Here is a 21,622-nt window from a genome sequence, read left to right as displayed (position 1 = left end):
GACGGCCGGTCCCGGACCGGTCGTCCGAGCGGAGCGGCGGCGCCACACGGCAGGCAGGGGGCAGGAACGATGAACGACACGCGGGCGGCATGGTCGGTCCCCGGCTACACCGAGGTCCGGGAGCTCGGTTCGGGCGGCAGCGGCCGCGTGGTGCTCGCCGTCCACGACGGGACGGGCACGCCGGTCGCGGTGAAGTACCTCAGCGACCGGCTGCGCCAGGACCCGGCGTTCGTCGGCGAGTTCCGGGCCGAGGCCCGCCTCCTGGGCGGGCTGGAGACCCCGTACGTGGTCAGGCTGTACGAGTACGTCGAGGCGTCCGGCGGCGCGGCCATCGTCATGGAGCTGGTGGACGGCATCTCCCTGCGCGCGCTGCTGAAGCAGTCCGGGCGGGCCGACGCCGAGGCCGCGCTGGTGGTCCTCAAGGGGTCCCTGCTCGGGCTGGCGGCGGCGCACCGGGCGGGCGTGGTCCACCGGGACTACAAGCCGGAGAACGTGCTGGTCGCACCGGACGGCTCGTCGAAGCTGGTGGACTTCGGGATCGCGGCGAACCGGGGCAGCACGCCCGGCGTGGCCGGGACCCCCGCCTACATGGCTCCCGAGCAGTGGCAGGGCCGGCCGGCCTCGCCCGCGGCCGACGTGTACGCGGCGACGGCGACCTTCTTCGAGTGCCTCACCGGGCGCAAGCCGTACGACGGGGAGAACTTCGCGGAGCTCGCCGTCCAGCACATCGAGGCGCCGGTGCCGGAGACCGAGGCACCGGAGCCCGTACGTCCGCTGATCCGGCGCGGCCTCGCGAAGGCACCGGAGCAGCGGCCGGAGAACGCCGAGGCGTTCGTCGCGGAGCTGGAGGGCGTGGCGCTGGCGGCGTACGGGCCCGAATGGGAGGAGCGCGGGCAGCGCAAGCTGGCGGCGCTGGCCGCCCTGCTGCCGCTGCTGTTCCCCTCGGCGGGCGGCGCGGCGGCGGGTACCACGGCGGTGGCCACGACCACGGTGCCGAGCGGTTCGGGGTGGGCTCCGGGCCGCCGGGGCTGGCTCGCGGCGGGCGTGGCGCTGGTGACCGGGGCCGTACTGGTCCTGACGACGGACGCGATCGGCGCGTCCCCGGGCGGGGCCTCGGCGCTGAGCGCCTTGGCCACGACGAGCGCGGCGCCTCCCGGCTCGGCCTCCCCGAGCCCGAACCCGAACCCGACGGACTCCGCCTCCCCTTCGCCGAGTCCGAGCCCTTCGGCGTCCCCGAGCCCCTCCCCGTCCGGATCGACGTCACCGTCCGCGTCACCGTCGTGGTCGACGAGCCCCACACCGACGCCGACGGGGAGCCGGCCTCCCACCCCGACTCCGACACCGACGCCCACACCGACGCCGACACCGAAGGTCTCGAACGTCGCCGTGTCGCTCAGGACGGGGGTCTACCGCGGCGACGCGACGATCTCGGTCACCAGCCAGGGCACCGGATCGGTGACCGTGGTGGTGGAGTGGTTCCTGGGCGGTGCGCAGGGCTCCTACTCCGTCCCCGACGGCACCGACTCGTTCGTGGTGCAGGCCGGCTCGACCGCCCCGGTGGTCAGGTCGCACACCTACACCCGCGACCGCGGCTGCTACGGCGGTGTCCGGGTCACCACCAAGCCCACGGCCGGAAACAAGTCCGCGTCGGCCTCGCAGTACCTGCTGCGCTGCCAGGAGGTTCCCCGATGAGCGGTTCCGGCGCCCCCGAGGGCGACGACTACAGCGCCACCGTCCTCGGCAGCCACTGGTTCAGCGGCCCCCCGGCCACGACCAAGAGGATGCCTCCCGAGCCGGTGGCTCCCGACCGGGTCGAGGGCTCCGTGCTCCGGTTCGGGCCCGGGGTCACCGCGGCCATGCCCGCGCCGTTCCCCGTCGAGGCGGCGGTGGTCGGCGCGCAGCCGCCCCGGCGGCGCCGGTGGGCCGGGCTGCGGCGGTACACCCTCGCGGCGGTCGTGCTGGCCGCGGTCCTCGTGTACCTCGGGTGGCAGCGGCTCGGGCCCGGCATCGAGGTCCGGGACGTGGCCGTGAGCACCGATCCCAAGGGCCCGGCCTGTGATGCGGCGGCCGATGTGGTGGCCGTCGTGGCGACCAACGGGCGCCCGGGCACCCTCACCTACCGGTGGGTGCGTAGCGACGGCACGCAGTCCGAGCAGCTGACCGAGCGGGTGCCGCGCGGGCAGCGGGAGGCGCGGCTGCACCTGCTGTGGACCTTCCGGGGCACGGGGAACTACCCGGCGAGGGCGGAGCTCCGGTTGGTGTCGCCCGGACAGCGCACGGCCTCGGTGGACTTCACGTACCGCTGTTCCGCCTAGCGGACGCGGCGCCGGGCAGCCGGACGACGGCGAGCCCGCCGTCGAGATCGACCCGGGTGCGCGGCGGCGCGCCGTCCTCCTCGTCGTCGCGCATGACGAGGGCGCTCTGCCGCTCCTTGAGCTCGTTCTGCTTGCCCGGCGAGAAACTGGCGTGCAGCTGCTCGAATCCGGTGGCCGATATCTGCCCCTGCCGGCCGTTCCATCGCCAGGGCAGCAGCCCGGCCCGTCCGGCGCGGACCAGTGCCAGGTCGAGGAAGGCCACGGCGGTGAGCACCAGAGCCAGACCGGGGAGGGTCATGAAGATGACGAAGCCCATGGGCCGACGGTAGCCGACTGAGGCCCTCGGCCGTTCGGCCGAGGTGGATCCGACGGAATCCGGCCGTCCGGCCGAAGCCGGGCGTCAGGGGCCCCGCCAGGGTCAGAAGCGGGCGTGCGCGGTGATGTCCGCCTCGAACTCTCCCGTCATCGCAGGGGTCACCGTCGGCCGGCACTGCCGGACCGCCGCCAGGTAGTCCTCCGTGGTCGCGCCCAGCTGCGCGGCCGCCGCGCCGCGCGCGCCCACCGCCTCCAGGTCACGCTCGAAGGACACCTGCGCCGCGATCCGCGCCGCGTGCTCGATGTCGGCCGGCGTGAACAGCTCGGTGGCCGCCACCAGGGCGCTCACGTCCACGTCCACGCGTCCCGCCGTGTAGCGGGACCAGATCGCGGCGCGGGCGCCGGCGTCCGGGGTGCCGATCGGGATGAGGTAGTCGAAGCGGCCGGGCCGCAGGAAGGCCGGGTCGAGAGACCGGATGGAGTTGGTGGCGCAGACCAGCAGCCGCTCGTCGCCCTCCCGGAATCCGGGTATCAGCTTCAGCAGCTCGTTCGTCACGCCGTGGATCCCGCCGGGCTGCGCGGGCTCGGTGCGCACCGGCGCGATCTCCTCGACCTCGTCGATGAAGACGAGGACGCGCTCCAGCTCCGCGATCCGGGCGAAGGCGTCGCGCAGTGCGGCCGCAAGGTTGCCCTCGTCGGCGAGGCGGGAGGGCAGCAGTTCCACGAAGGGCCAGCCGAGCCGGGAGGCGATGGCCCGCGCGAAGGTGGTCTTTCCGGTGCCGGGCGGGCCGAAGAGGGTGATGGCGCGCGGCGGCCGCACTCCGTGCGAGGCGGCCCGCTCCGGCTCGGCGAGCGGCAGCACCACGCGCCGCTCGATGAGGTCCTTCTCCTTCTCCATGCCGGCGACCTTGGTCCACAGGTCATTGGGCAGGAAGCGGCCGCCGAGGTCGTCGAGGAGCCCCGCGGCCGGTCCGTGCAGCGGCTCGGTCTTCTCGAAGTAGGCGACGGCCGGCTGCCGGGTGTACCCGGCGTTGAGGAGACCCTCGCCGAGCAGGTCCTCCTCGGGCAGGACGTACGCGATACGGCCGACGCGTGCCGCGATCAGCCGGCGCTCCAGCTCGACGAGCAGCGCGCTGGCCAGGCCGCGGCCGCGCCAGCCGGCGGCGATCGCGATGCGCATGACCCAGGCCCGTTCCCCGGTGACGCACGCGAGCGCCGCGCCGATCGGGACGCCCTGGTGGACGGCGACCACACAGGGCTGGCGGTCGGTCAGCGCGCCGATGCACTCGGCGAGCGAGAAGACGGACTCCTGACCGAGTTCGGCCGTGGTGTCGATCAGATGGACCACCGCTGCGAGATCGCTCTCGCGGTAGTCGTGGATGAGCCAGTTCACCGGGTACCGCCCCTCGTTCGTGCTCCTGCGGCGAGGCTAGGGGCCGGTGGGCCGGACGCTCACGCTCCGTGGTGCACAACAGCCGGTCCGGAAACCGTCCGTGGCGTCCATAGACTGGTGCTTTCCGCCGACGCCCCGCACCGAGGATCCGCGCACCTTCATGCCTTCCGACATACCCGCCGGCATACCGGCCGCGTCCGATGCCTCCGCCCCGTCCGATTCCCGGCGCCGACGCGTACTCGTGTGGCTGGTCCCCTTCCTGTGGACGCTGGGGCTGGGGCTGTGGGGGCTCTCGCGGCAGGACAGCGTGTGGCGGGACGAGGCGGCGACCTGGCAGGTGGCCGGGCGGTCGGCGGGTGAGATATGGGCGATGCTCGCGAACGTCGACGCCGTGCACGGCCTCTACTACCTGCTGATGCACGGCCTCTTCGAGGTCTTCGGGGCGAGCACGGCGACCCTGCGACTGCCGTCCGTGCTGGCCGTCTCGGCCGCCGCGGCGTGCGTGGCACTGATCGGGCGGCGCCTGGCCGGCTTCTGGGCGGGGCTCGGGGGCGGGCTGGCCCTCGGACTGCTGCCGTCGGTCCAGTTCTACCTCCAGGAGGGCCGGCCCTACGCGCTGGTGGCGGCGGGAGCCGGGCTCTCCACCCTGCTGCTGGTCTCGCTCCTGGAGAGCGGTCCCGGGCGGCGGACCTGGCCGCGCTGGGCGGCGTACGGGACCGCCGTGCTGGTGTGCGCCCTGCTGAACTGGCTGTCCCTGCTGGCCCTCCCGGCGCACGCGGCGACCCTGGGGTGGGTCCGGGCCGGGCGGGCGGTGTGGCTGCGCTGGGCGGCGTTCGGCTCGGTGGCGGTGGCGGGGGCGCTGCCGTTGATCCTGTTCAGCCGGGGCCAGTCCGACCAGGTGTCGTGGATACCGCCGCTGACCTGGCACATGCTGATCGGGCCGGGGATCCTGCTGGCGATCGGCGGCCTGGGGGCGTGGGCGGACCGGGCGGACCGCAGGGCGCTCTCGGTGGCCGCGGTCGGCCTCCCGCTGCTGGCTCTGCCGCAGCTCGGGCTGATCGGACTGTCCCTGGTGCAGCCGCTGTTCCAGGACCGGTACGTGCTGTTCAGCATGGTGGGGCTGGCGCTGCTGATCGGCGCCGCCCTGGCCACCGCGGTACGGTCCTGCGCGCCCCGGCACCCGAGGGCGGCGCGTCTGGTGGTGCCGGGCGTGGTCGGGGTCTCGGTGCTGGCCCTGCTGCCGGTGGAGCTGGGCAAGCGGGCCCCGGCGAGCCGGGTCGACGACGTCCTGGCGGTGGCCGGTGAGGTGGCCGTGCTGAAGCGGGACGGGGACGCGGTGCTGTTCGTCCCGGCCGCGCGGCGGGACACGGCACTGGTGTCGCCGAGCGCCTTCGGCGGCCTGGCCGACGTGGCGCTGGCCGCGTCCCCGGTCGCCTCGGCCACCCTGAAGGGCGAGGAGGCGGAGCCGGCGCGGATCCGGGAGGCGCTCCTCGGGCAGCAGCGGGTACTGCTGGTGACGGACGCGGCGAAGGTGGCGAAGGCTCCGTCGGCGGAACGGGACAAGGCCAAGGCGGCGGTCCTGCGCGAGCACTTCGAGGTGGTGGAGGACCGGCAGGTGCGGGGGCGCCGGGTGACGGTGTACGAGCGCCGCGCCTAGGTCGTCTCCTTCGGATCTTGTCGGTCGGGCCCGCGGCGTCCGGTGCCGTGCCCGGCGAGGCACAGGGGCGCCCGTGTCCCGGGCGCACTCGGGCGCGCGCGTGGGGCCGCACCCCGCCGTTCTAGAGTGAGGGCACCGAACGGAGGGGTGGGCCATGACGAACCGTCACGCCGTGGTGGTCGGAGCCGGGATCGGCGGTCTCACGGCGGCCGTCGCACTGCACCGCCGGGGCTGGCACGTCACCGTCTGCGAACGCGCTCCGGAACCTCCTGCCACCGGCGCCGGCATCGGCCTCGCCCCCAATGCCCTGCACGCGCTCGACGCCATCGGCATCGATGTCGCCCGCGCGGTCGGCAGCGCCGTACCCGCGACGATGGGCGTGCGCCGCCCCGACGGCCGGTGGCTCACCCGGGTCGGTACCGCGCACATGGCGACCCGCTACGGCGTGGCGCCCCTCGCCGTCCCGCGCCCGGCTCTGACGGCCACGCTGGCTGCCGCTCTGCCGCCGGCGGCCCTTCGCTACGGCACGGAGGTGGCCGGCGTGGACGATGCCGAGGGCCGTGCGACCGTCCGTACGGCGGCGGGTCCGGACCTTCTTTGCGATCTGGTCGTCGCCGCCGACGGGATCCACAGTCCGCTGCGCCGTGCGTACTTCCCCGCCCACCCCGGACTGCACTACATCGGCGAGACGGCCTGGCGGGCCCTGGTGGACGCCCCGGACCTCCGGATACCGGCCATGAGCGAGACGTGGGGGCGGGGGGAACGGTTCGGGGTGACCCCGCTCGCGGACGGCCGCTACTACCTCTACGCCACCGCGGTCGTCCCGCCGGGCACCCGCTTCGCCGACCCGCGCACCGAACTGCGGCAGCGCTTCGGCACCTGGCACGAACCCATTCCCGCCCTGCTGGACCGCGTCGCGCGCCTCGACCCGGCCGATGTCCTGCGCAACGACCTCTACGACCTCGCCGCCCCGCTGCCGCGCCTGCACCACGGCCGGATCGCCTGGCTGGGCGACGCGGCCCATGCCATGGCCCCCAACCTCGGCCAGGGCGGCTGCCAGGCCGTCGAGGACGCCGTGGTCCTCGCTCATCTGCTTCCCGCCGGGGAGGGCGGGTACGGCAGGAACGCGGCCGACCCGGCCGACCCGGCCGACCCGGCCGTCGCGGACGCCCTCGCCGCCTACACCGCCGCCCGGCGGGACCGCACGGACGCCGTGCGCCTGCGTGCCCGCCGCGTCGGTCGGATCGGCGCCCTGCGCAATCCGGTCGTCGCGGCCGTCCGCGACCTCGCGGTCCGCGCCGCCCCGGCCCGTCTGGCCCTGCGCGGCATGGACGACCTCTTCAACGGCTTCCGCCTCCCCTCGCGTCAGGGCCCGGGGAGCGGGACCCCGCGCTACGGGGTGGTGCGGGCCGGGAAGGCGAAGCGGTAGCCCTGCTGGGCGAGCCACGGCAGGTACTTCTTCAGCGCCGCGACCGTCTCGCTGCGGTCGCCGCCACCGTCATGGAAGAGGACCGTCGGCTGCTGGGGGAGCTTGCCCTGCACGGTCGAGAGGATGGCCTCCAGGCCCGGGCGGCTCCAGTCCTTGGGGTCGACGCTCCAGCCCAGCGGCCGCATGCCGCTCTCGGCGGCGATGGCGCGGCTGTCGGGAGTGAAGGCCCCGCCCGGCGCGCGGTAGTAGGTGACGGCAACCCCGGGCACGGCCTTCTCGATCATGGCCTTGCCGTCGAGTATCTGCTGCCGCTGGTAGGCGACGGGCTTGTGGTCCATCGTGACGTCGTGGTCGACGGAGTGGTCGCACAGCTGGTGTCCGTCGGCGGCGACCGCGCGCACCAGCTCCGGGTACTTCTGCGCCTTGGTGCCGATCATGCAGAAGGTGGCCTTGACGTGGTTCTCCCGCAGCGTCTGAAGGACCTGGGGCGTCCAGCGGGGGTCCGGGCCGTCGTCGATGGTGATCGCGACGTGGCGGCCCGCACCCTGCGCCAGCCGGGAGATCTCCAGCGGGACCTTGGAGGCGGCGCCCTGGGCGGAGCCTACGGTTCCGCCCGGCACGGAACGGCCGGCGGGGGGCGCGTCCTGGGCGCGGTCCACCGAGCCGTCCGTGGCCGCGTACGCAGGAGTGCCGACTGCCGCCAGGAGGCCGAGGGCGGCGGCCGCAAGGGCGGATCCCGCCCGTCGACGACGTGCGGAAGTGGTGGTGATGCGCATGGACGTGCTCTTCCCTTGCCCTCGGCCCCCGGATCTCGCGTGATCGGTCCAGGCTAGGTCATCCGTCCGGAGCCCCTCCTCGGCCGAATGGCCCGTTTTGTGTGGTTCGGTACACGCGAGGCTCCGGCCCGGTGCCCACAACGCCGAAATGCCAACGGCTGTGGTGGATCCGGGCTGCCCCGACGCGTGTGAGCAGTGTCACGGCCGCACGGCACGCGAGCGGCTCCGATGGGGCCCCGGCCCAAGGCGCCGTCACCGCCCCCAGTGCTTCCTGATGAGCGCGTACGAGGCGATGCGGTCGCCGAGGTCGTGGACGGGCGTGGTCAGCATCAGCTCGTCCGCGCCGGTCTCGGCGACCAGTTGCGCGAGCCGCTGCACGACCGTCCCGGGCGTGCCGACGGCCTGCTGGGCGCGGAAGCCCGCCAGCGCCCGGCGTTCCTGCTCCGTGAAGGGGTGGGCGGCCGCCTGCGCAGGGGTGGGAAAGGGAATCCGGCTCTCTCCCTTCAGCAGACCGGCCTTGACGACGTTCATCGGCCCCGCACGCCGGACGGCTTCCTCCTCCGTCTGCGCGCACACCGCCTCCACGCACAGCAGTACGCGGGGCCGCTCGCACCAGCGGGACGGAGTGAAGGCCGACCGGTATCGCTCCAGCACCGCACGGGTGCTGTCCGGCCGGATGTGGTGCGCGACGGCGACCGGCAGGCCGAGTTTCGCGGCGAGCGCGCCCCCCGCGGGGCTGGAGGCCAGCAGCCACGGCTCCGGCAGCGGACCCAGGGCGACCTCGTCCACCAGGAACGACAGGATCGCGGCCACGTCCTCCCGGTACTCGGCGTCCGTCGCCGGGCCGGCGCCGCGGCGCAGCGCCCGCGCGGTGGCCTCGTCGAACGTGCCGGGACCGCGGCCGATGCCCAGGTCGATGCGGTCCTCGTGCAGGGCGGCCAGCGTGCCGAACTGCTCCGCGAGCGTGATGGGGGCGTGGTTGGGGGCCAGTACCCCACCCGAACCGAGGCGGATGGCCGAGGTCGAGGCGGCCGCGTGCGCCGTCAGTACGACCGGTGGGAACGCGCCGATCGCCGGGGAATGGTGGTGCTCCGCGTACCAGATGCGGTGGTAGCCGAGGTGTTCCAGTCCTTGGGCGAAGGCCGCGGTGTCCCGCAGGGTGTCCGCGGCTCGGGTGCCCGTTTGCACCATCGCGACTTCCAGCGCTGAAAGAGGTATGTCGAGCATGGCGTCAGCATAGGGAGCGCGGGTGGCGGCGCGGGCGAGCATGATCGTTTTCGCGCCACACCGCCACACCGCCACACCGGCCACGCCGTCACGCCGTCACGCCGTCACGCCGCCGGATGAGCCGCGGCGGTGGCTCAGTGCTCCTTGAGCAGGGCGCAGACGAAGTCCTCCTGCACGGTGCGCAGTCGGGCCAGCAGCGCGGGCTTGTTGCTCTTGCTGGTCTGGGTGTTGATCGAGAAGGTCAGCGACCGGGTGCCGTCGGGTGTGGTGGCGGCGAGCTGGGTGTAGCCGGGGAAGTTGCCGGTGTGGCCGTAGAGCACTCCGCAGCGGGTGGTGTACTGGAAGATCGCCAGCCCGGCGGCGTTGGTGCCGGGTCCGGCCGGCTCGGAGGAGTCGCCGGGGCGGAAGGTCAGCTGCTCCTTGCGGGTCTGCGCCGACAGCAGGGCGGGGCCGCCGTAGGCGCGGATGAAGGTGCCCAGTTCCCTGGGGGTGGAGACGATGCCGCCGGAGGCCCAGACGCCGGAAGCGCCCAGTGCCTCGCTGATGTCCTCCGGTTCGGCCGGCGGCTCGACGTCGTAGCCGTGCAGGTACGGCTGCGGGAGCCGGTAGCCCAGGGGCAGGCTGGTGCGGCGCAGCCCCAGCGGGCGGTACACGAGCTCCTTGAGGAGGTCCTCGTAGCGGCGGTCGGTGACGGCCTCGGCCATGAGCGCGACGGCGATGTTGTCCGAGTTGGAGTACTCGTACAGGGAGCCGGGGGCGAAGAGCAGCGGCTCGTCGGCCACGAAGTCGAGGAGGGTGCGCGGGTCGAACACGTGGCGCGGGTCCGCCCGGAGAATCTCCACGAACCCGGGGGCGGTCGTGTAGTCCGGCAGGCCGCTCGTGTGCTGGAGGAGCTGGCGCAGCGTCACCGCGTGCCAGGCCTCGGGCTGGTCGGGCAGGCGCTCGCCGATGGTGTCGTCGAGGGAGAGCAGGCCCTGGTCGACGAGCCGGAGGGCCACGGCCCCGCTGAACGCCTTGGCGATGCTGGCGATGCGCATGTGGTCGTCGGGGTGCGGTGGGCGGCCGGTCGCGATGTCGCCGACACCGGCCGTGTACACCTGCGTACGGTCGCCCCGGGTGAGCACGGCGATGACCCCGGGCGGGCCGTCGTCCTGGGCGACGAGCCCGTCGAGCTGCCGCTGGAGAACCTTGTCGTGGTGCGGGCGGCCGTCGCCCGGGCCCGGGTCGCCGGCCGCCTGCGCGGGCTGCAGCAGCCCTCCGAGCGCGGCGGCGGTCAGAACGGTGGCGAACAGTCCGGTGCGGAGGCGGCCTCGGCGGGCGCGGACACGGGTCGGCATGTGCGTGGCTCCTGGTGTGCGCTGGGACGGCGGGGGCGGGCGGCGCCCGGCCGGTCCCAGCAGTAGCAGCCCGAGCGGCACACCGGTCTGCGGCGCGCGCCGCCACCCCCCGGTTGGCTGCGTCGGTCGGTGGTGGGAGCCCCCGAGGCGTGCAGCAATGTCCGGCGGACGGGGGGCTGCCGAAAGCCGACAAAGAGGGGCCTGTCCGGGCATGCCCCGGCTTTCACAGCGGGTTCACGAGATTCACAGCGGATTCATACGGAACACCAGCCTCCGGACATAGGTTCGGCGGGCAGGGTGGAAACATGATCCAGTCCACGCTCCCCCGAACGGCCCGGCGCACCCGTGCGCGGCGGGCGTCCCGGATCCTGCTCGCGCTGGCCGCGATGCCCGCGCTGCTCGGCGTCGACCTGCCCGACGCGGCGGCCGCATCGCCGCTCGGCGTCACCGCGCAGGCACGGCCCGGCGCCACGGCGGACCGGGTGGGCGCGCTCTTCGCGGGCGGACTCGACGGCGGGCACTTCTGCACCGCCGCCGTGGTGCACAGCGAGGGCCGCGATGTGATCGCCACCGCCGCGCACTGTCTGGAGGACCCGGACACCACCGTCTTCGCACCGGGCTACCGCGACGGCGAAGCCCCGTACGGGGTCTGGAAGCTCACCGGCGTGTACATCGCGGCGGGCTGGACGGACGGCCGGGACCCGGACGACGACATCGCCTTCGCGACGGTCGCCCCGGCGGACGGCGCGCCGGGCGGGGCCGTGGAGGACCTGGTCGGCGGCTTCCCGGTCGCCGTCGAGCAGCCGGACGACGCCAGGGTGACGGTCATCGGCTACCCGCGCACCCAGGAGACCCCGCTGCGCTGCGCGAACACCACCACTCTGCTCACCGGGACGCAGCGCCGCATCGACTGCCCGGACCTCACCGGCGGCACCAGCGGCAGCCCCTGGCTGGTGGGCGGCGCGCTGGCGGGGGTGCTCGGCGGGTACGAGGGCGGCGGGAGCGTGCCGGAGGTCTCCTACAGCGCGGTGCTGGGCGACGAGGCGGTCGAGCTGTACCGGCAGGCCCGGTCCTGAGGTCCGCCCGAGCGGGTCACAGGGGCGGGAGCCGCCTGCGCAGGAGGCAGAACTCGTTGCCCTCCGGATCGGCCAGGACGTGCCAGCCCTCGGCGCCGGTCTGCCCGACGTCGGCGGGCCTGGCGCCGAGCGCGAGCAGCCGCTCCAGCTCGGCGTCCTGGTCACGGTCGGTGGCGTTGACGTCGATGTGGAGCCGGAGCTTCCCGGACCGGGGGACGCTGCTGGGACTGAGGACGAGGGTGGGCTGCGGCCCGCCGAACCCGGCGTCGGGCGGCCCGATCTCGATGCTTCCGTCGTCGTCCCTGCCCAGTTCCGCGTAGCCGAGCACCTCGCTCCAGAACGCGGCGAGCCGCTCGGGGTCGGCGCAGTCGATGACCAGCTCACTGATTCGGCATGCCATGCCCGTCAGTGTAGGGACGCGCCCTGCCTGCCGGCCGGGACGTGTTGCGCGTCGGGCGCCGGGGCCGGTGCGGGAGGCCGGTCCGCCCCGGCTCCCCGCGGGGTGGCCGAGCGGATGTCCTGCACCCCGCGGCGCAGGCGGTCCCGCAGCAGCCGGCCGAGGGGACGCTCCACGAGCCGGTGGATGAGCCAGGCGAGCAGCAGCATCGTGGCGGTCACCCCGAGGACCAGGGGCACGGGCGCCACGTCCCGGCGGAAGCGGTGGATGAGGGTCAGCCCGGCCATCATGTGGATCAGGTAGAGCGGGTACGTGATCGCTCCGGCGTGCGGGAGCCAGCGCCACTGGACGCCGTCCAGGGCTCCGAGGGCCAGGGCCGCCATCAGGGCGAAACCCAGCACGATGATCACGTGGGCGGGCCAGGCGGGCGTCTGCCGGGTGGCCTCCCGGCCCAGGCTGGAGATCATGCGGGCGTGCACGTGGTGCTGCGCGAGGAGGAACTGGACGCCGACGACGGCCCACAGGACGGCGTTCGGCCGGAAGCGGCGCATCAGGTAGAAGCCGATCCCGGCGATGAAGTACGGGGAGGAGGCCGGGGCCGCGAAGAAGGACAGTACGCCGCTGTCGGAGGTGGGGGCGACGACGCCGGCGAGGGTCCAGGCGGCACAGAACAGGACGCAGTTGCGGTAGGTCACGCCGCGCATGACCACGAGCGCGAACAGCACGTAGAACTTGAGCTCGACGAACAGGGTCCAGTAGGCGTCGTCGACGTTCGGGACCCCGATGCCGCCCTGGAGCATGGACAGGTTCACCACGACGTCGCTGAACGCCTTGAGCTGCCTGATCTCGGGCGAGGCGAACAGCACGAGGGAGGTGAAGACCACGGCGGCCCAGTAGGCGGGGAAGAGCCGGGAGACCCGGGACACCGCGAAATCGCCCACGGTGCGTCCCCAGGCGCTCATGCATATGACGAACCCACTGACCATGAAGAAGATCTCGACGCCGAGCCAGCCGTAGACGGCGAACCGGTGGGCGGTCGGAAAGATGCTCTCCGGGGGCTCGTCCCAGGCGCTCGGGAGGGCGAAGTAGTGGTAGAAGAGCACGCCGAGTGCGGCAAGGACGCGTACCCCGTCGAGGACCGCCAGGCGCCCGCCGGGGGCCGCCCCGGCAAGCGGGCGGCCAGGGCTGCATGCCTGGGACTCTCCGGCCGAACCGCGCGAGATCATGCTCCGACCGCCCTCCCTGAATGTCCGACTGTCCGATGACCGCCCTGGGTCAGCGGCACCCTACAGCGCACGTACGAGCAGCTCACAGCCGCTGATCGGCAGGGGCCTCGAACCAGGTCGGCTCCTCGCGCAGGGCCCGCTGGATCCGGTCCAGGCCGAAGGGATCCAGCGGCGGCAGTGCGTCCACCTCGAACCACGCCACCTCGAGGGACTCGTGATCGTTGGCCCGCGCCTCGCCGCCCGTCGCACGGCAGCGGAAGGTGATGTCCTGGAACTGGCAGATGTCACCGTTGGGGTAGGTCATCCGCTCCGTCATCTGGACGAGCACCACGCGCTCGACGACGCAGCGCACCGCCGTCTCCTCGTACACCTCGCGCACCGCGGTCTCGGCGGGCTGCTCCCCCGGCTCGGCGATTCCACCGACCACTGCCCAATGCCCCGTGTCCGAGCGCCGGCCGAGCAGCACCCGGCCGAGGTCGTCGAAGACGATGGCCGTCACCCCGGGCAGCAGGAGCAGCTGGTGTCCGGCGGAGGCGCGGATCTTGCGGATGAATTCGGGTGTGGTCATGACCCGACCCTACGAGGCCGCGCCCCCCGGTCCCGCTTCAGGCGGCGCGGCGCGAACCGATCCGGCGGGCCAGGAGCCGGCCGAAGCCACCGGCCGCGAGCAGCAGCAGCGCGTACTCCGGCAGCGGTCCGAGGACCGTGGCCGGGGTGTGGCCGGAGCGCAGCGGGATCTCGGCGACCAGCGCGTCCGCGGTGAACATCTTCGTCTGCGAGACCACCCTGCCGTCGGGGCGGATGACGGCGCTGACCCCGCTGGTCACGGGGACGAGCACGGTCCGGCTGTGCTCGACGGCACGGATCCGGTCCATGGCCAGCTGCTGGTAGGTCATCTGGGTCCGGCCGAAGGTGGCGTTGTTGCTCGGTACGGCGATCACCTGCGCGCCGTCCTGGACGGTGGAGCGGACGGCGTCGTCGAAGGCGGCCTCGAAGCAGGTGACCATGCCGACGCCGCTGCCGGCCATGTCGAAGACGCCGGGGTCCTTGCCGGGACCGAAGTCGCGGCGCACCCGGTCCACGTCGGAGCTGAAGAGCCGCACGACGGAGCGCATCGGGATGCGCTCGCCGAAGGGCTGGATCTTGCGCTTGTCGTAGGTGACGGTGGGGCCCTTGACCGGGTCCCACAGGATCATCGTGTTGCGCAGCGGGCCCGTCTCCGGGGCCACCACCGCGCCGATGGCGACCGGCACGCCGATGGCCTTGACCGCCCGGTCGATGACGTCGTGGGCGTCGGGCTCGGCGTAGGGGTCGAGGTCGGAGGAGTTCTCCGGCCAGACGACGAAGTCGGGCTTCGGGGCGCGCCCGGCCCTGACGTCCTCGGCGAGCTGCACGGTGCGCTTGGCGTGGTTGTCGAGGACGGCCCGGCGCTGGGAGTTGAAGTCGAGGCCGAGGCGGGGCACGTTGCCCTGGATGACGGCGGCCACTACGGTGCCGTCCTCGGCCGCGTCGGAGACCAGCGGGCGGGCGGCGAGGCCCGCGCCGATCGGGGCGGCGATGGTGAGGGCGGTCAGCGCGGCGGTGGTGCGGCCGGGGTGGTTGCGGGCGATGCGCAGGGCTTCGTAGAGGCCGAATCCGCAGAGGGCGACGCCGAAGGAGAGCAGCGGCGTGCCGCCGAGGGCGACGAGCGGGGTGAAGACGCCGTCGGCCTGTCCGAAGGCGAGCTTGCCCCAGGGGAAGCCGCCGAAGGGCGCCCGGGCCCGCAGTGCCTCCCCGGCCACCCAGACGGCGGCCGCGAACAGCGGCCAGGCCGGGAGCCGGCTGACGAGGGCGATACCGAGGCCGGTGAGGCCGATGAGGACCGCTTCGAGGGTGCTCAGCGCCAGCCAGGGCACCGGGCCGACCTCCTCGCCGGTCCAGGAGAGGAGCGGCAGAAGGAAGCCGAGACCGGAGAGGAGCCCGAGGCCGAAGCCCGCCCGGGCGCGGCGGCCGTGCAGGCAGCCGGCGAGCAGGGCCAGGGCGAAGGGCGCCAGCCACCACAGGGGGCGGGGTGGGAAGCTGAGGTAGAGCAGCACGCCGGAGAGGGCGGCGAGCCCCGCGCGCAGCAGCCCATATCCCCTCCGCTGCGCGGCGGGCGCGGTGGTGGCGGGGGAATCGGCCGCCTCGGCCCGGGGCCCGTCGGCGGACTGCGGGGGCTCGTTCCCGGTGGCGCGGGTGACACTGCTGCTCATCTGGCGGAGTGTACGTCCCCGAGCCTCGCGGGCCGGTAAGGCCCCGGCCCGACCCACGGAGCGCACGGCCGGACGGCCGGACGGATGGCGGATGGACGGCCGGCGGGCCGTCTAGCGCGCGAGGGCGCGCAGGTGGGTACGGATGACGCGGACGGCGTTCTCGGCGTCGTCGACGGTGACGGTGAAGCGCTTGCCGTCGCCCAGGGTGAGGGCCACGCCCTCGCCGCGCCGCACGATGATCGCGGTGCCCTTCTCGGGGCGCCAGCGGTGGCCCCAGCCTCCCCACTGCTGCGGCGTGATGCTGGGGACGAACTCGGCGGAGGTGACCTCGGTGAGCCGGATCCTGCGGCGCGGCACCCCTATGTGGCCGCAGCGCACCTCCATGGCCTCGGCGTCGACGGTGACGGCGACGTGCACGAAGGCCAGGGTGCCGTAGAGGATGAGCAGCCCGACGGCGAGGCAGCCGATGACGGACATGAGGAGGGGGACGATGCCGGCGGTCCAGGCGTAGTCGACGGCCAGTTCGATGCCGAGCGCCAGACAGGCCGCACCGACGGCTGCGAGCAGCCACTGCGCACGGTTGGAGGCGCGGCCCGCCCAGAGCGGACCCGGAGGGTGACCCGTCATGTGTAGCAGCGTACTCACGTTCCGCTTGCCCGCCACTGTCTCGCGCCCAACCGGTTCGGCGCCCCCCTGCGGCTCGCCGTCCCGCCCGCCGTTCCGCCCGCCGTGGAGCCCTGCCTCCGGCCCGGCCTAGTTCTTCGGCAGCAGGCGGACGAGCGCGTCCCGCAGGGCGGGGCGGCGGCCGGTCATGAAGCGGTGCAGGTTCCGGGAGCCGAAGGCGACGCGCTGGGCGCTGCGGCGGCGCTCGGTGTCGTACGCGCGCAGGGCGCCCGGCAGCCCGGCCGAGCCGGCCGAGCCGGCCGCGGAAACGGCCCGGGTCAGGGCTTCGGCGTCCAGGAGGGCGGTGCAGGCGCCCTGGCCGAGGTTGGGCGTCATGGCGTGGGCGGCGTCCCCGACGAGGGCGATCCGGCCGTCGGCGACGAAGGTGGGGAGCGCGGGGTACAGGTGGCGCATCTCGTACCGGATCCAGGTCGCGGGGTCGGTCTCGGCCAGCACGCGCGGGATGGGGTCGTGCCAGTTCGCGAAGGCCTCCCGTACCTCTTGGGCGGTGGTGGCCTCGGGGACGGTGGCGTACCAGTTGGTGCGGCCGGCCTCGACCGGGGTCATGCCGAAGAAGCGGCCCGCGCCCCAGGTCTCGCCGTACAGGCCGGTCTCGAATCCGGCGATGCCGATCCAGGCGACCGTACCGATCGGGCGCGGACCGCTCTCGCCGCCGAAGCGTGCGCCGCGCACCACGCTGTTGATGCCGTCGGCGCCGACGACCAGGTCGGCGTCGAGTGCGGCCGGGTCGGCGAGCTGCTGCCCGTAGGCGATCCGCACGCCGCCGAGCCGGTCGAGCCCGGCGAGCAGCGCGTCGATCAGGTGGGGCCGGGAGACGAGCAGTTCCGGGCGGCCGGCCCGGCGCTCGATCCGTTCGAGGGGAAGGGCGGCCAGCACCCTGCCGTCGGGGCGGCGGATCCGGGCCCCCCGGTACGGGACCGCCCGTGCCCGCAGCGCGTCGCCGAGGCCGAGCCGGTCGAGCGCGCCCTGGGCGGAGGGGTGGATGCCGAAGGCGGTTCCGTACCGTTCGGGCGCGGTCCGCCGTTCGAGGACGGTCACCTCCCAGCCGGCGCGGCGCAGGCCGACGGCGGTGGCGAGTCCGCCGACTCCCGCGCCGACGACCACGGCCGTGCCGGCCCCGCGCCCCTGCCCGGTCCGTGCTCCGTTTCCGCCTTCGGATTCGGTTCCGGTTTGGCCTTCGGATTCGGTTCCGGTTTCGCTCATGGCCGTCCCCTTCCTCGTACCGCGACACCCGACGTACCGCGACACCCGACCATGACCACCACAGCCGTGGTACTCCATCCGTAGTACCACGGCTGTGGTTATGCTGACAAGGTGAACCAGGACCGGAGGGACCGGCTGCGGGACGCGGCCGTCGCCGTACTGGCGGAAACGGGCGGGCGCGGGCTGACGCACCGGGCCGTCGACGCGGCCGCCGCGGTGCCGACGGGCACCGCCAAGAACTACTTCCCGACCCGCGACGCCCTGCTCAGGGGTGCCGCCGAACGCTGCGCGGAGCAGTACCGGGCGCTGGCCGCGGCCCTCGCCGGGGCGGCACCGGGTCCCGCCGACGCGGCGCAGCTCGCGGCCCTGCTCGCAGGGCTGCTGCGCGATGTGGCCGGGCCCGGACGCCCCCGCGTGCTGGCCTATCTGGAGCTCCGGGCCGAGGCGGCGCGGCGGCCCTGGCTGGCCGCACTGCTGGACCCGGTCGCGGAGTCCGACTTCGCGGCATACGCGCATCTGCTGGGCGCGGCCGGACTGCCCGCCGGGCCCGGACGGGCCAGCACCCTGACCCTCGCCCTGCACGGCGCGATCCCCCACCTGCTGACCGGCGCGCCGGCCACCCTGGCGGCGGCGGGCCTGGACGACCTGGACCGTTTCGCGCGCGACCTGCTGGCGAACGTGTGCGCGGAGGCGAACCGGTGATCACCTCACTGGACCGGGCCGTGGGAGCCGTCGTCGGCTCGGCGGCGGGCGACGCGCTGGGCGCGCCCTACGAGTTCGGCCCCGCGGGGGAACTGACCGCGCGTGGCGCGGAGATGGCCGGGGGCGGCGGTTGGGACCCGGGCGAGGCGACGGACGACACGCAGATGGCCGTCCTGGTCGCCGAATCCCTGCTGGAGTGCGGCGGTCTCGAACTCCCCGACATCTTCGGCCGGTTCCGCCGCTGGGCGGCGGGGCAGCCCAAGGACATCGGGCTGCAGACCGAGGACGTGCTGACCAACGGCGAGCCCTGGGAGCTCGCCGCGGCCCTGCACTTCCAGGTCAACGCGCGGGCCGCGGGCAACGGTTCCCTGATGCGGGCCGCCACCTCGGCGGTCTACTTCGCTCCCGCCGGACAGCGGGCGACCATGGACGCCGCCCGGCAGATCGCGGCGCTGACGCACGGCGACCGGGCCGCCTGGGAGGGGACCGCGATCCTGCACGAGCTCGTCCGCGTCGCCCTGCAGGGGGCCGATCCACTGGCCGCCCTCCCCGCAGCGCTCGCCGCGGTGCACCCGGACCACCGCGAGCGGTACGGACGCGTACTCGCCCCGGACTGGCATCCGGATCGGGCCACCGAGTTCAACGGGGCGGTGTGGCCCTGCCTGGGCTCGGCGGTGTGGGCGCTGCGGACCACCACCACCTTCGCGGGGGCGGTACGGGCCGCCGTGGACCTGGGCGGGGACACCGACACGGTGGCCGCGGTGACCGGAGCCCTGGCCGGGGCCCGGTACGGCCGGCAGGCGGTCCCGGAGCACTGGACGGCGACGCTCCACGTGCCGCTGCCGGGCTTCGGTGGCCGGGTCCTGGACGCGGACGACCTCGCCGCGCTGGCTCAGCGGCTCGCGGCGGCCGGCTCGCGCTGAAGCTCCAGACGCCGCCCCGGGAAGGCCGCGCGCAGCCGCCGGTCGTGCGTGACCAGGATCAGGGTGCCGCCGAAATGCGCGAGGGCCGCCTCCAGTTCCTCCACCACGGCCGGGGCCAGGTGGTTCGTGGGCTCGTCCAGCAGGAGCAGGTCGAGCGGCCGCTCCACCAGCCGGGCCAGCTCCAGCTTGCGGCGCTGACCGGCCGAGAGCTCGCGCACCGGCCGGGCGAGGTCCGCCGGTGCGAGCAGGCCGTACCCGGCCACCCGGTCGGCGTACTCCGGTCCGAACACCTCGACGACGGAGCGGAGTTCGCGTTGCCACGGGTCGTCCTGCCGGAGCAGCCCCACCCGCGCAGGGGTGCGTACGCTGCCCTGCGCGGGCTTCAGTTCACCCGCGAGCAGGTGCAACAGGGTGGACTTCCCGGCGCCGTTGGCTCCGGTCACCAGGAGCCGCTCCCCCGGCGCCAGGGTGAGCGAGACGGGCGGGAGCCGGCCCGGCAGGGCCGCCCCCGCGATCTCCACGGCCCCCGCCGCGCCCTCGGTGAACCGGCCGGTGAAGACGAGCGGGCGCGGGGGCGGCGGGACCGGGTGCTCGGTCAGCCGGTGCAGTCGTTCGCGGGCGGTGCGGATGCGGCTCGCGGCGCCGTGGGTGCGCGACCGGGCGCGGAAGGCGCCGGCCCCGCTGAAGCCGCGCGGCAGCTTGCGCGGGATCGCGGCGAACCGCCCGATGTTGGTGTCGGCGAGCCGCTCGGCGCTGTGGACCTCCTCCCGCCACTGCTCGTACTCCCGCTCCCGGCGGGCCCGTTCGGCGGCGCGGGCCGTGCGGTGGCCCGCGTAGCCGTTGCCGTACCGGTGCACCGTCCGGCGGTCCTGGTCGACCTCGAGGATGGCGGTGGTGACGCGGTCGAGGAACAGCCGGTCGTGGGTGACGGCGACGACGGTGCCGCGGTGGGCGAGCAGGTGCTCCTCCAGCCAGGCGACCGCCTCGTCGTCGAGGTCGTTGGTGGGTTCGTCGAGCAGCAGCAGCTCCGGCTCGGCGGCCAGGACCACGGCGAGCGCGAGCCGGGAGCGCTGGCCACCGGACAGCGTTCCGAGTCGGCGGTCCGGGTCGGGAGCGCCGCGTTCGCCGAGGCGGTACAGGGTGGTCCTGACGCGCCGTTCGGCATCGCCGCCGCCACGGGCATCGTAGGCGGCCAGGAGGTCTCCGTAGGCGACGAGTTCCTCGGGGCCGGCCCGGTGGAGCCGGGTTTCGGCGGCGCGGATCCGGCACTCCAGGGCGCGCAGGTCCGCGAGGGCGAGGTCGATCGCCTCGCCGACGCGCGCGGTGGGTGGGAGGTCGAGGGTCTGCGCGAGGTGTCCGAGTCCGCCGGGGGCGGTGACGGTGACCTCGCCGTGGTCGGGTCGCTCCCGTCCGGCGAGGAGCCCGAGGAGAGTGGACTTGCCGGAGCCGTTGTCGCCGACGACGCCGACCCGCTCGCCGGGCCGGACCGTACAGCTGACGCGCTCCAGGACGACGCGGGTGTCGTAGCTCTTGGTGACCTCGGACAGGACGATCCGGGTGGTGGCGAGTGGAGCGCGCAAGGGCGGTTCCTTCCAGGGGTGAGCGACACGCCGAGACGAACCGTACCGTCTCGTTTTGTTGTCAACCGTAGTGCAGGTCCGGATCGGGGGCAAGACGATTCGTCTCGCGGGAGGAGTGGTCGGGCGCCGCGCGTCGGGCGCGGTCAGCCGACGGGCGCGCCCTGGCCCGCGAGCAGTCGACCCTCGGCGTACGCGAGCGCGGCTGCGGGCAAGGTCCCCACGCGCCCGCTGCGCAGCACGGTCAGGCTGCCCGTGCGCGGCAGTTCGGGCTCGGGCCGCAGGCCCAGACGGCGCAGCGCCTGGACCGCGACGGGCTCGGCGGAACCGTGGTAGACGAGCTCCGTTCCGCGGGTCCGCGCGGCGAGGGCGGCCCGGATGGCGCCGTCGACGAGCTCGTAGTGCGTGCAGCCGAGCACCACGTCGGTGACGTCGGCCGGAGTCAGCGCGGCGGCCGCGGCCACGGCGGCCGTCACGGCGGCGTCGTCGGCCGCTTCCACCGCGTCGGCGAGCCCGGGGCAGGGCACCTCGGTGACCCGGGCCCCGGCGGCGAAGTCGCGGATGAGCCCGCGCTGATAGGTACTGCCGGTGGTGGCGGGGGTGGCCCAGATGGCCACCCGGCCGCCGGCAGCCGCGGCGGGCTTGATCGCCGGCACGGTCCCGATGACCGGGATCGCCGGCTCCAACTCCGCCCGCAAGGTGTCCAGGGCGTGCACGCTCGCGGTGTTGCAGGCGACGATCAGCGCGTCCGGGCGGTGCGCGGCGGCGGCCCGGGCGACGGCGAGCGCCCGCTCGGTGAGGTCGGCGGGGGTCCGCGGACCCCAGGGCATTCCGTCCGGGTCGGAGGACACGACCAGGTCGGCGTCCGGCCGCAGCCGCCGCACCGCCGCGGCCGCCGCGAGGAGGCCGATTCCGGAGTCCATGAGCGCGATCTTCACCCGGCCACCTTAGTCGACACCCACCCCGCCGCGGCCCCAACCCCGCAACCCGGACCCCCACCCGACGATCCCCCGCCGCGATGCAAACCACGCCCGGAGCCGAGGGGGGCCGCCCACACCGGACCGGGCGCGGCCGCACCAGGGATCAGGACGCCACCACGCCCGGGCCGGGACCGCTCCTGTGGCCGCACCACGGATCGGCCGCGCAGCCCAGCC

General features: G+C 74.5%; 20 protein-coding genes. 7 read left to right on the top strand and 13 right to left on the bottom strand.

Going from position 1 to position 21,622, the window contains the following annotated elements; all coding sequences use genetic code 11:
• Positions 1–69 precede the first annotated feature (69 nt).
• On the top strand, positions 70–1,692 hold the full coding sequence (locus IE257_RS09375) for a serine/threonine-protein kinase (protein WP_189966669.1): 1,623 nt from the start codon (positions 70–72) through the stop codon (positions 1,690–1,692).
• Complete coding sequence (locus tag IE257_RS09370) at positions 1,689–2,315, top strand: hypothetical protein (protein WP_189966668.1); 627 nt, start codon at positions 1,689–1,691, stop codon at positions 2,313–2,315. The genes IE257_RS09375 and IE257_RS09370 overlap by 4 nt, the downstream gene beginning before the upstream one ends.
• Here the strand turns inward: IE257_RS09370 and IE257_RS09365 are convergent.
• Together IE257_RS09365 and IE257_RS09360 are read right to left on the bottom strand one after the other, a co-directional pair.
• Positions 2,293–2,631: a DUF6191 domain-containing protein gene (locus tag IE257_RS09365; RefSeq protein WP_189966666.1), complete on the bottom strand. Its 339-nt coding sequence runs from the start codon at positions 2,629–2,631 to the stop codon at positions 2,293–2,295. The genes IE257_RS09370 and IE257_RS09365 overlap by 23 nt on opposite strands.
• Before the next feature lie 102 nt (positions 2,632–2,733).
• Positions 2,734–4,023, bottom strand: coding sequence for an ATP-binding protein (locus IE257_RS09360; protein ID WP_189966664.1), 1,290 nt, complete (start codon positions 4,021–4,023; stop codon positions 2,734–2,736).
• 160 nt (positions 4,024–4,183) lie between these two features.
• Between IE257_RS09360 and IE257_RS09355 the strand changes: the two genes are divergently transcribed.
• Both IE257_RS09355 and IE257_RS09350 read left to right on the top strand, forming a co-directional pair.
• Positions 4,184–5,680, top strand: a complete 1,497-nt coding sequence (locus tag IE257_RS09355) for a glycosyltransferase family protein (RefSeq protein WP_189966662.1) — start codon at positions 4,184–4,186, stop codon at positions 5,678–5,680.
• 154 nt (positions 5,681–5,834) lie between these two features.
• The gene (locus IE257_RS09350) at positions 5,835–7,109 is read left to right on the top strand and encodes an FAD-dependent oxidoreductase (RefSeq protein WP_189966660.1); all 1,275 of its coding nucleotides are present in this window, start codon (positions 5,835–5,837) and stop codon (positions 7,107–7,109) included.
• Here IE257_RS09350 and IE257_RS09345 read toward each other — a convergent pair.
• From IE257_RS09345 to IE257_RS09335, 3 genes are all read right to left on the bottom strand, one after another.
• A complete protein-coding gene (locus IE257_RS09345) occupies positions 7,073–7,885 on the bottom strand; it encodes a polysaccharide deacetylase family protein (protein WP_189966659.1) in 813 nt (270 codons plus the stop codon). The genes IE257_RS09350 and IE257_RS09345 overlap by 37 nt on opposite strands.
• Positions 7,886–8,137: 252 nt before the next feature.
• Positions 8,138–9,112, bottom strand: a complete 975-nt coding sequence (locus tag IE257_RS09340) for an LLM class flavin-dependent oxidoreductase (RefSeq protein ID WP_189966657.1) — start codon at positions 9,110–9,112, stop codon at positions 8,138–8,140.
• 134 nt (positions 9,113–9,246) lie between these two features.
• Complete coding sequence (locus IE257_RS09335) at positions 9,247–10,449, bottom strand: serine hydrolase domain-containing protein (protein WP_189966655.1); 1,203 nt, start codon at positions 10,447–10,449, stop codon at positions 9,247–9,249.
• 305 nt (positions 10,450–10,754) lie between these two features.
• Between IE257_RS09335 and IE257_RS09330 the strand changes: the two genes are divergently transcribed.
• Positions 10,755–11,525 (top strand): trypsin-like serine peptidase, encoded by a 771-nt coding sequence (locus IE257_RS09330; protein WP_189966653.1) that lies wholly within the window; start codon positions 10,755–10,757, stop codon positions 11,523–11,525.
• A gap of 16 nt (positions 11,526–11,541) precedes the next feature.
• Here IE257_RS09330 and IE257_RS09325 read toward each other — a convergent pair whose 3' ends face one another.
• The 6 genes from IE257_RS09325 to IE257_RS09300 form a co-directional block, all read right to left on the bottom strand.
• A complete protein-coding gene (locus tag IE257_RS09325) occupies positions 11,542–11,925 on the bottom strand; it encodes a VOC family protein (protein WP_189966651.1) in 384 nt (127 codons plus the stop codon).
• A gap of 5 nt (positions 11,926–11,930) precedes the next feature.
• Positions 11,931–13,148: an acyltransferase family protein gene (locus IE257_RS09320; protein WP_189966649.1), complete on the bottom strand. Its 1,218-nt coding sequence runs from the start codon at positions 13,146–13,148 to the stop codon at positions 11,931–11,933.
• Positions 13,149–13,230: 82 nt separating this feature from the next.
• Positions 13,231–13,716 carry an NUDIX hydrolase gene (locus IE257_RS09315; protein ID WP_189966647.1) on the bottom strand — a complete coding sequence of 162 codons (486 nt, stop codon included), beginning with the start codon at positions 13,714–13,716 and terminating at the stop codon, positions 13,231–13,233.
• 37 nt (positions 13,717–13,753) lie between these two features.
• Positions 13,754–15,379 carry an apolipoprotein N-acyltransferase gene (lnt, locus tag IE257_RS09310; protein WP_189966645.1) on the bottom strand — a complete coding sequence of 542 codons (1,626 nt, stop codon included), beginning with the start codon at positions 15,377–15,379 and terminating at the stop codon, positions 13,754–13,756.
• A 111-nt stretch (positions 15,380–15,490) separates the two neighbouring features.
• Positions 15,491–16,006, bottom strand: coding sequence for a hypothetical protein (locus IE257_RS09305; RefSeq protein WP_189966643.1), 516 nt, complete (start codon positions 16,004–16,006; stop codon positions 15,491–15,493).
• A 126-nt stretch (positions 16,007–16,132) separates the two neighbouring features.
• Positions 16,133–17,266 carry an FAD-dependent oxidoreductase gene (locus IE257_RS09300; protein ID WP_189966640.1) on the bottom strand — a complete coding sequence of 378 codons (1,134 nt, stop codon included), beginning with the start codon at positions 17,264–17,266 and terminating at the stop codon, positions 16,133–16,135.
• Positions 17,267–17,377: 111 nt separating this feature from the next.
• Between IE257_RS09300 and IE257_RS09295 the strand changes: the two genes are divergently transcribed.
• Positions 17,378–17,968, top strand: coding sequence for a TetR/AcrR family transcriptional regulator (locus IE257_RS09295; RefSeq protein ID WP_189966638.1), 591 nt, complete (start codon positions 17,378–17,380; stop codon positions 17,966–17,968).
• On the top strand, positions 17,968–18,891 hold the full coding sequence (locus IE257_RS09290; RefSeq protein WP_189967319.1) for an ADP-ribosylglycohydrolase family protein: 924 nt from the start codon (positions 17,968–17,970) through the stop codon (positions 18,889–18,891). The genes IE257_RS09295 and IE257_RS09290 overlap by 1 nt, the downstream gene beginning before the upstream one ends.
• Here the strand turns inward: IE257_RS09290 and IE257_RS09285 are convergent.
• Both IE257_RS09285 and IE257_RS09280 read right to left on the bottom strand, forming a co-directional pair.
• Positions 18,861–20,471 carry an ABC-F family ATP-binding cassette domain-containing protein gene (locus IE257_RS09285; protein ID WP_189966636.1) on the bottom strand — a complete coding sequence of 537 codons (1,611 nt, stop codon included), beginning with the start codon at positions 20,469–20,471 and terminating at the stop codon, positions 18,861–18,863. The genes IE257_RS09290 and IE257_RS09285 overlap by 31 nt on opposite strands.
• Positions 20,472–20,614: 143 nt before the next feature.
• Positions 20,615–21,406, bottom strand: coding sequence for a glutamate racemase (locus tag IE257_RS09280; protein ID WP_189966634.1), 792 nt, complete (start codon positions 21,404–21,406; stop codon positions 20,615–20,617).
• Positions 21,407–21,622: the final 216 nt, after the last annotated feature.

Source organism: Streptomyces avidinii (genome assembly GCF_014650695.1).
In the GTDB taxonomy this organism is placed as follows: Bacteria; Actinomycetota; Actinomycetes; order Streptomycetales; family Streptomycetaceae; genus Streptomyces; species Streptomyces avidinii.
Note: the sequence above shows the minus strand (reverse complement) of the source record. Positions and strands in the feature narration are given on the sequence as shown.

Excerpts from the sequence above, each read along its gene's own strand:
- IE257_RS09325 (WP_189966651.1), bottom strand. The coding sequence starts at position 11,925 with ATGGCATGCCGAATCAGTGAGCTGGTCATCGACTGCGCCGACCCCGAG.
- IE257_RS09300 (WP_189966640.1), bottom strand. The coding sequence starts at position 17,266 with ATGAGCGAAACCGGAACCGAATCCGAAGGCCAAACCGGAACCGAATCC.
- IE257_RS09370 (WP_189966668.1), top strand. The coding sequence starts at position 1,689 with ATGAGCGGTTCCGGCGCCCCCGAGGGCGACGACTACAGCGCCACCGTC.
- IE257_RS09345 (WP_189966659.1), bottom strand. The coding sequence starts at position 7,885 with ATGCGCATCACCACCACTTCCGCACGTCGTCGACGGGCGGGATCCGCC.
- IE257_RS09335 (WP_189966655.1), bottom strand. The coding sequence starts at position 10,449 with ATGCCGACCCGTGTCCGCGCCCGCCGAGGCCGCCTCCGCACCGGACTG.
- IE257_RS09355 (WP_189966662.1), top strand. The coding sequence starts at position 4,184 with ATGCCTTCCGACATACCCGCCGGCATACCGGCCGCGTCCGATGCCTCC.
- IE257_RS09375 (WP_189966669.1), top strand. The coding sequence starts at position 70 with ATGAACGACACGCGGGCGGCATGGTCGGTCCCCGGCTACACCGAGGTC.
- IE257_RS09320 (WP_189966649.1), bottom strand. The coding sequence starts at position 13,148 with ATGATCTCGCGCGGTTCGGCCGGAGAGTCCCAGGCATGCAGCCCTGGC.
- IE257_RS09350 (WP_189966660.1), top strand. The coding sequence starts at position 5,835 with ATGACGAACCGTCACGCCGTGGTGGTCGGAGCCGGGATCGGCGGTCTC.
- lnt (WP_189966645.1), bottom strand. The coding sequence starts at position 15,379 with ATGAGCAGCAGTGTCACCCGCGCCACCGGGAACGAGCCCCCGCAGTCC.
- IE257_RS09315 (WP_189966647.1), bottom strand. The coding sequence starts at position 13,716 with ATGACCACACCCGAATTCATCCGCAAGATCCGCGCCTCCGCCGGACAC.
- IE257_RS09340 (WP_189966657.1), bottom strand. The coding sequence starts at position 9,112 with ATGCTCGACATACCTCTTTCAGCGCTGGAAGTCGCGATGGTGCAAACG.
- IE257_RS09330 (WP_189966653.1), top strand. The coding sequence starts at position 10,755 with ATGATCCAGTCCACGCTCCCCCGAACGGCCCGGCGCACCCGTGCGCGG.
- IE257_RS09365 (WP_189966666.1), bottom strand. The coding sequence starts at position 2,631 with ATGGGCTTCGTCATCTTCATGACCCTCCCCGGTCTGGCTCTGGTGCTC.
- IE257_RS09305 (WP_189966643.1), bottom strand. The coding sequence starts at position 16,006 with ATGACGGGTCACCCTCCGGGTCCGCTCTGGGCGGGCCGCGCCTCCAAC.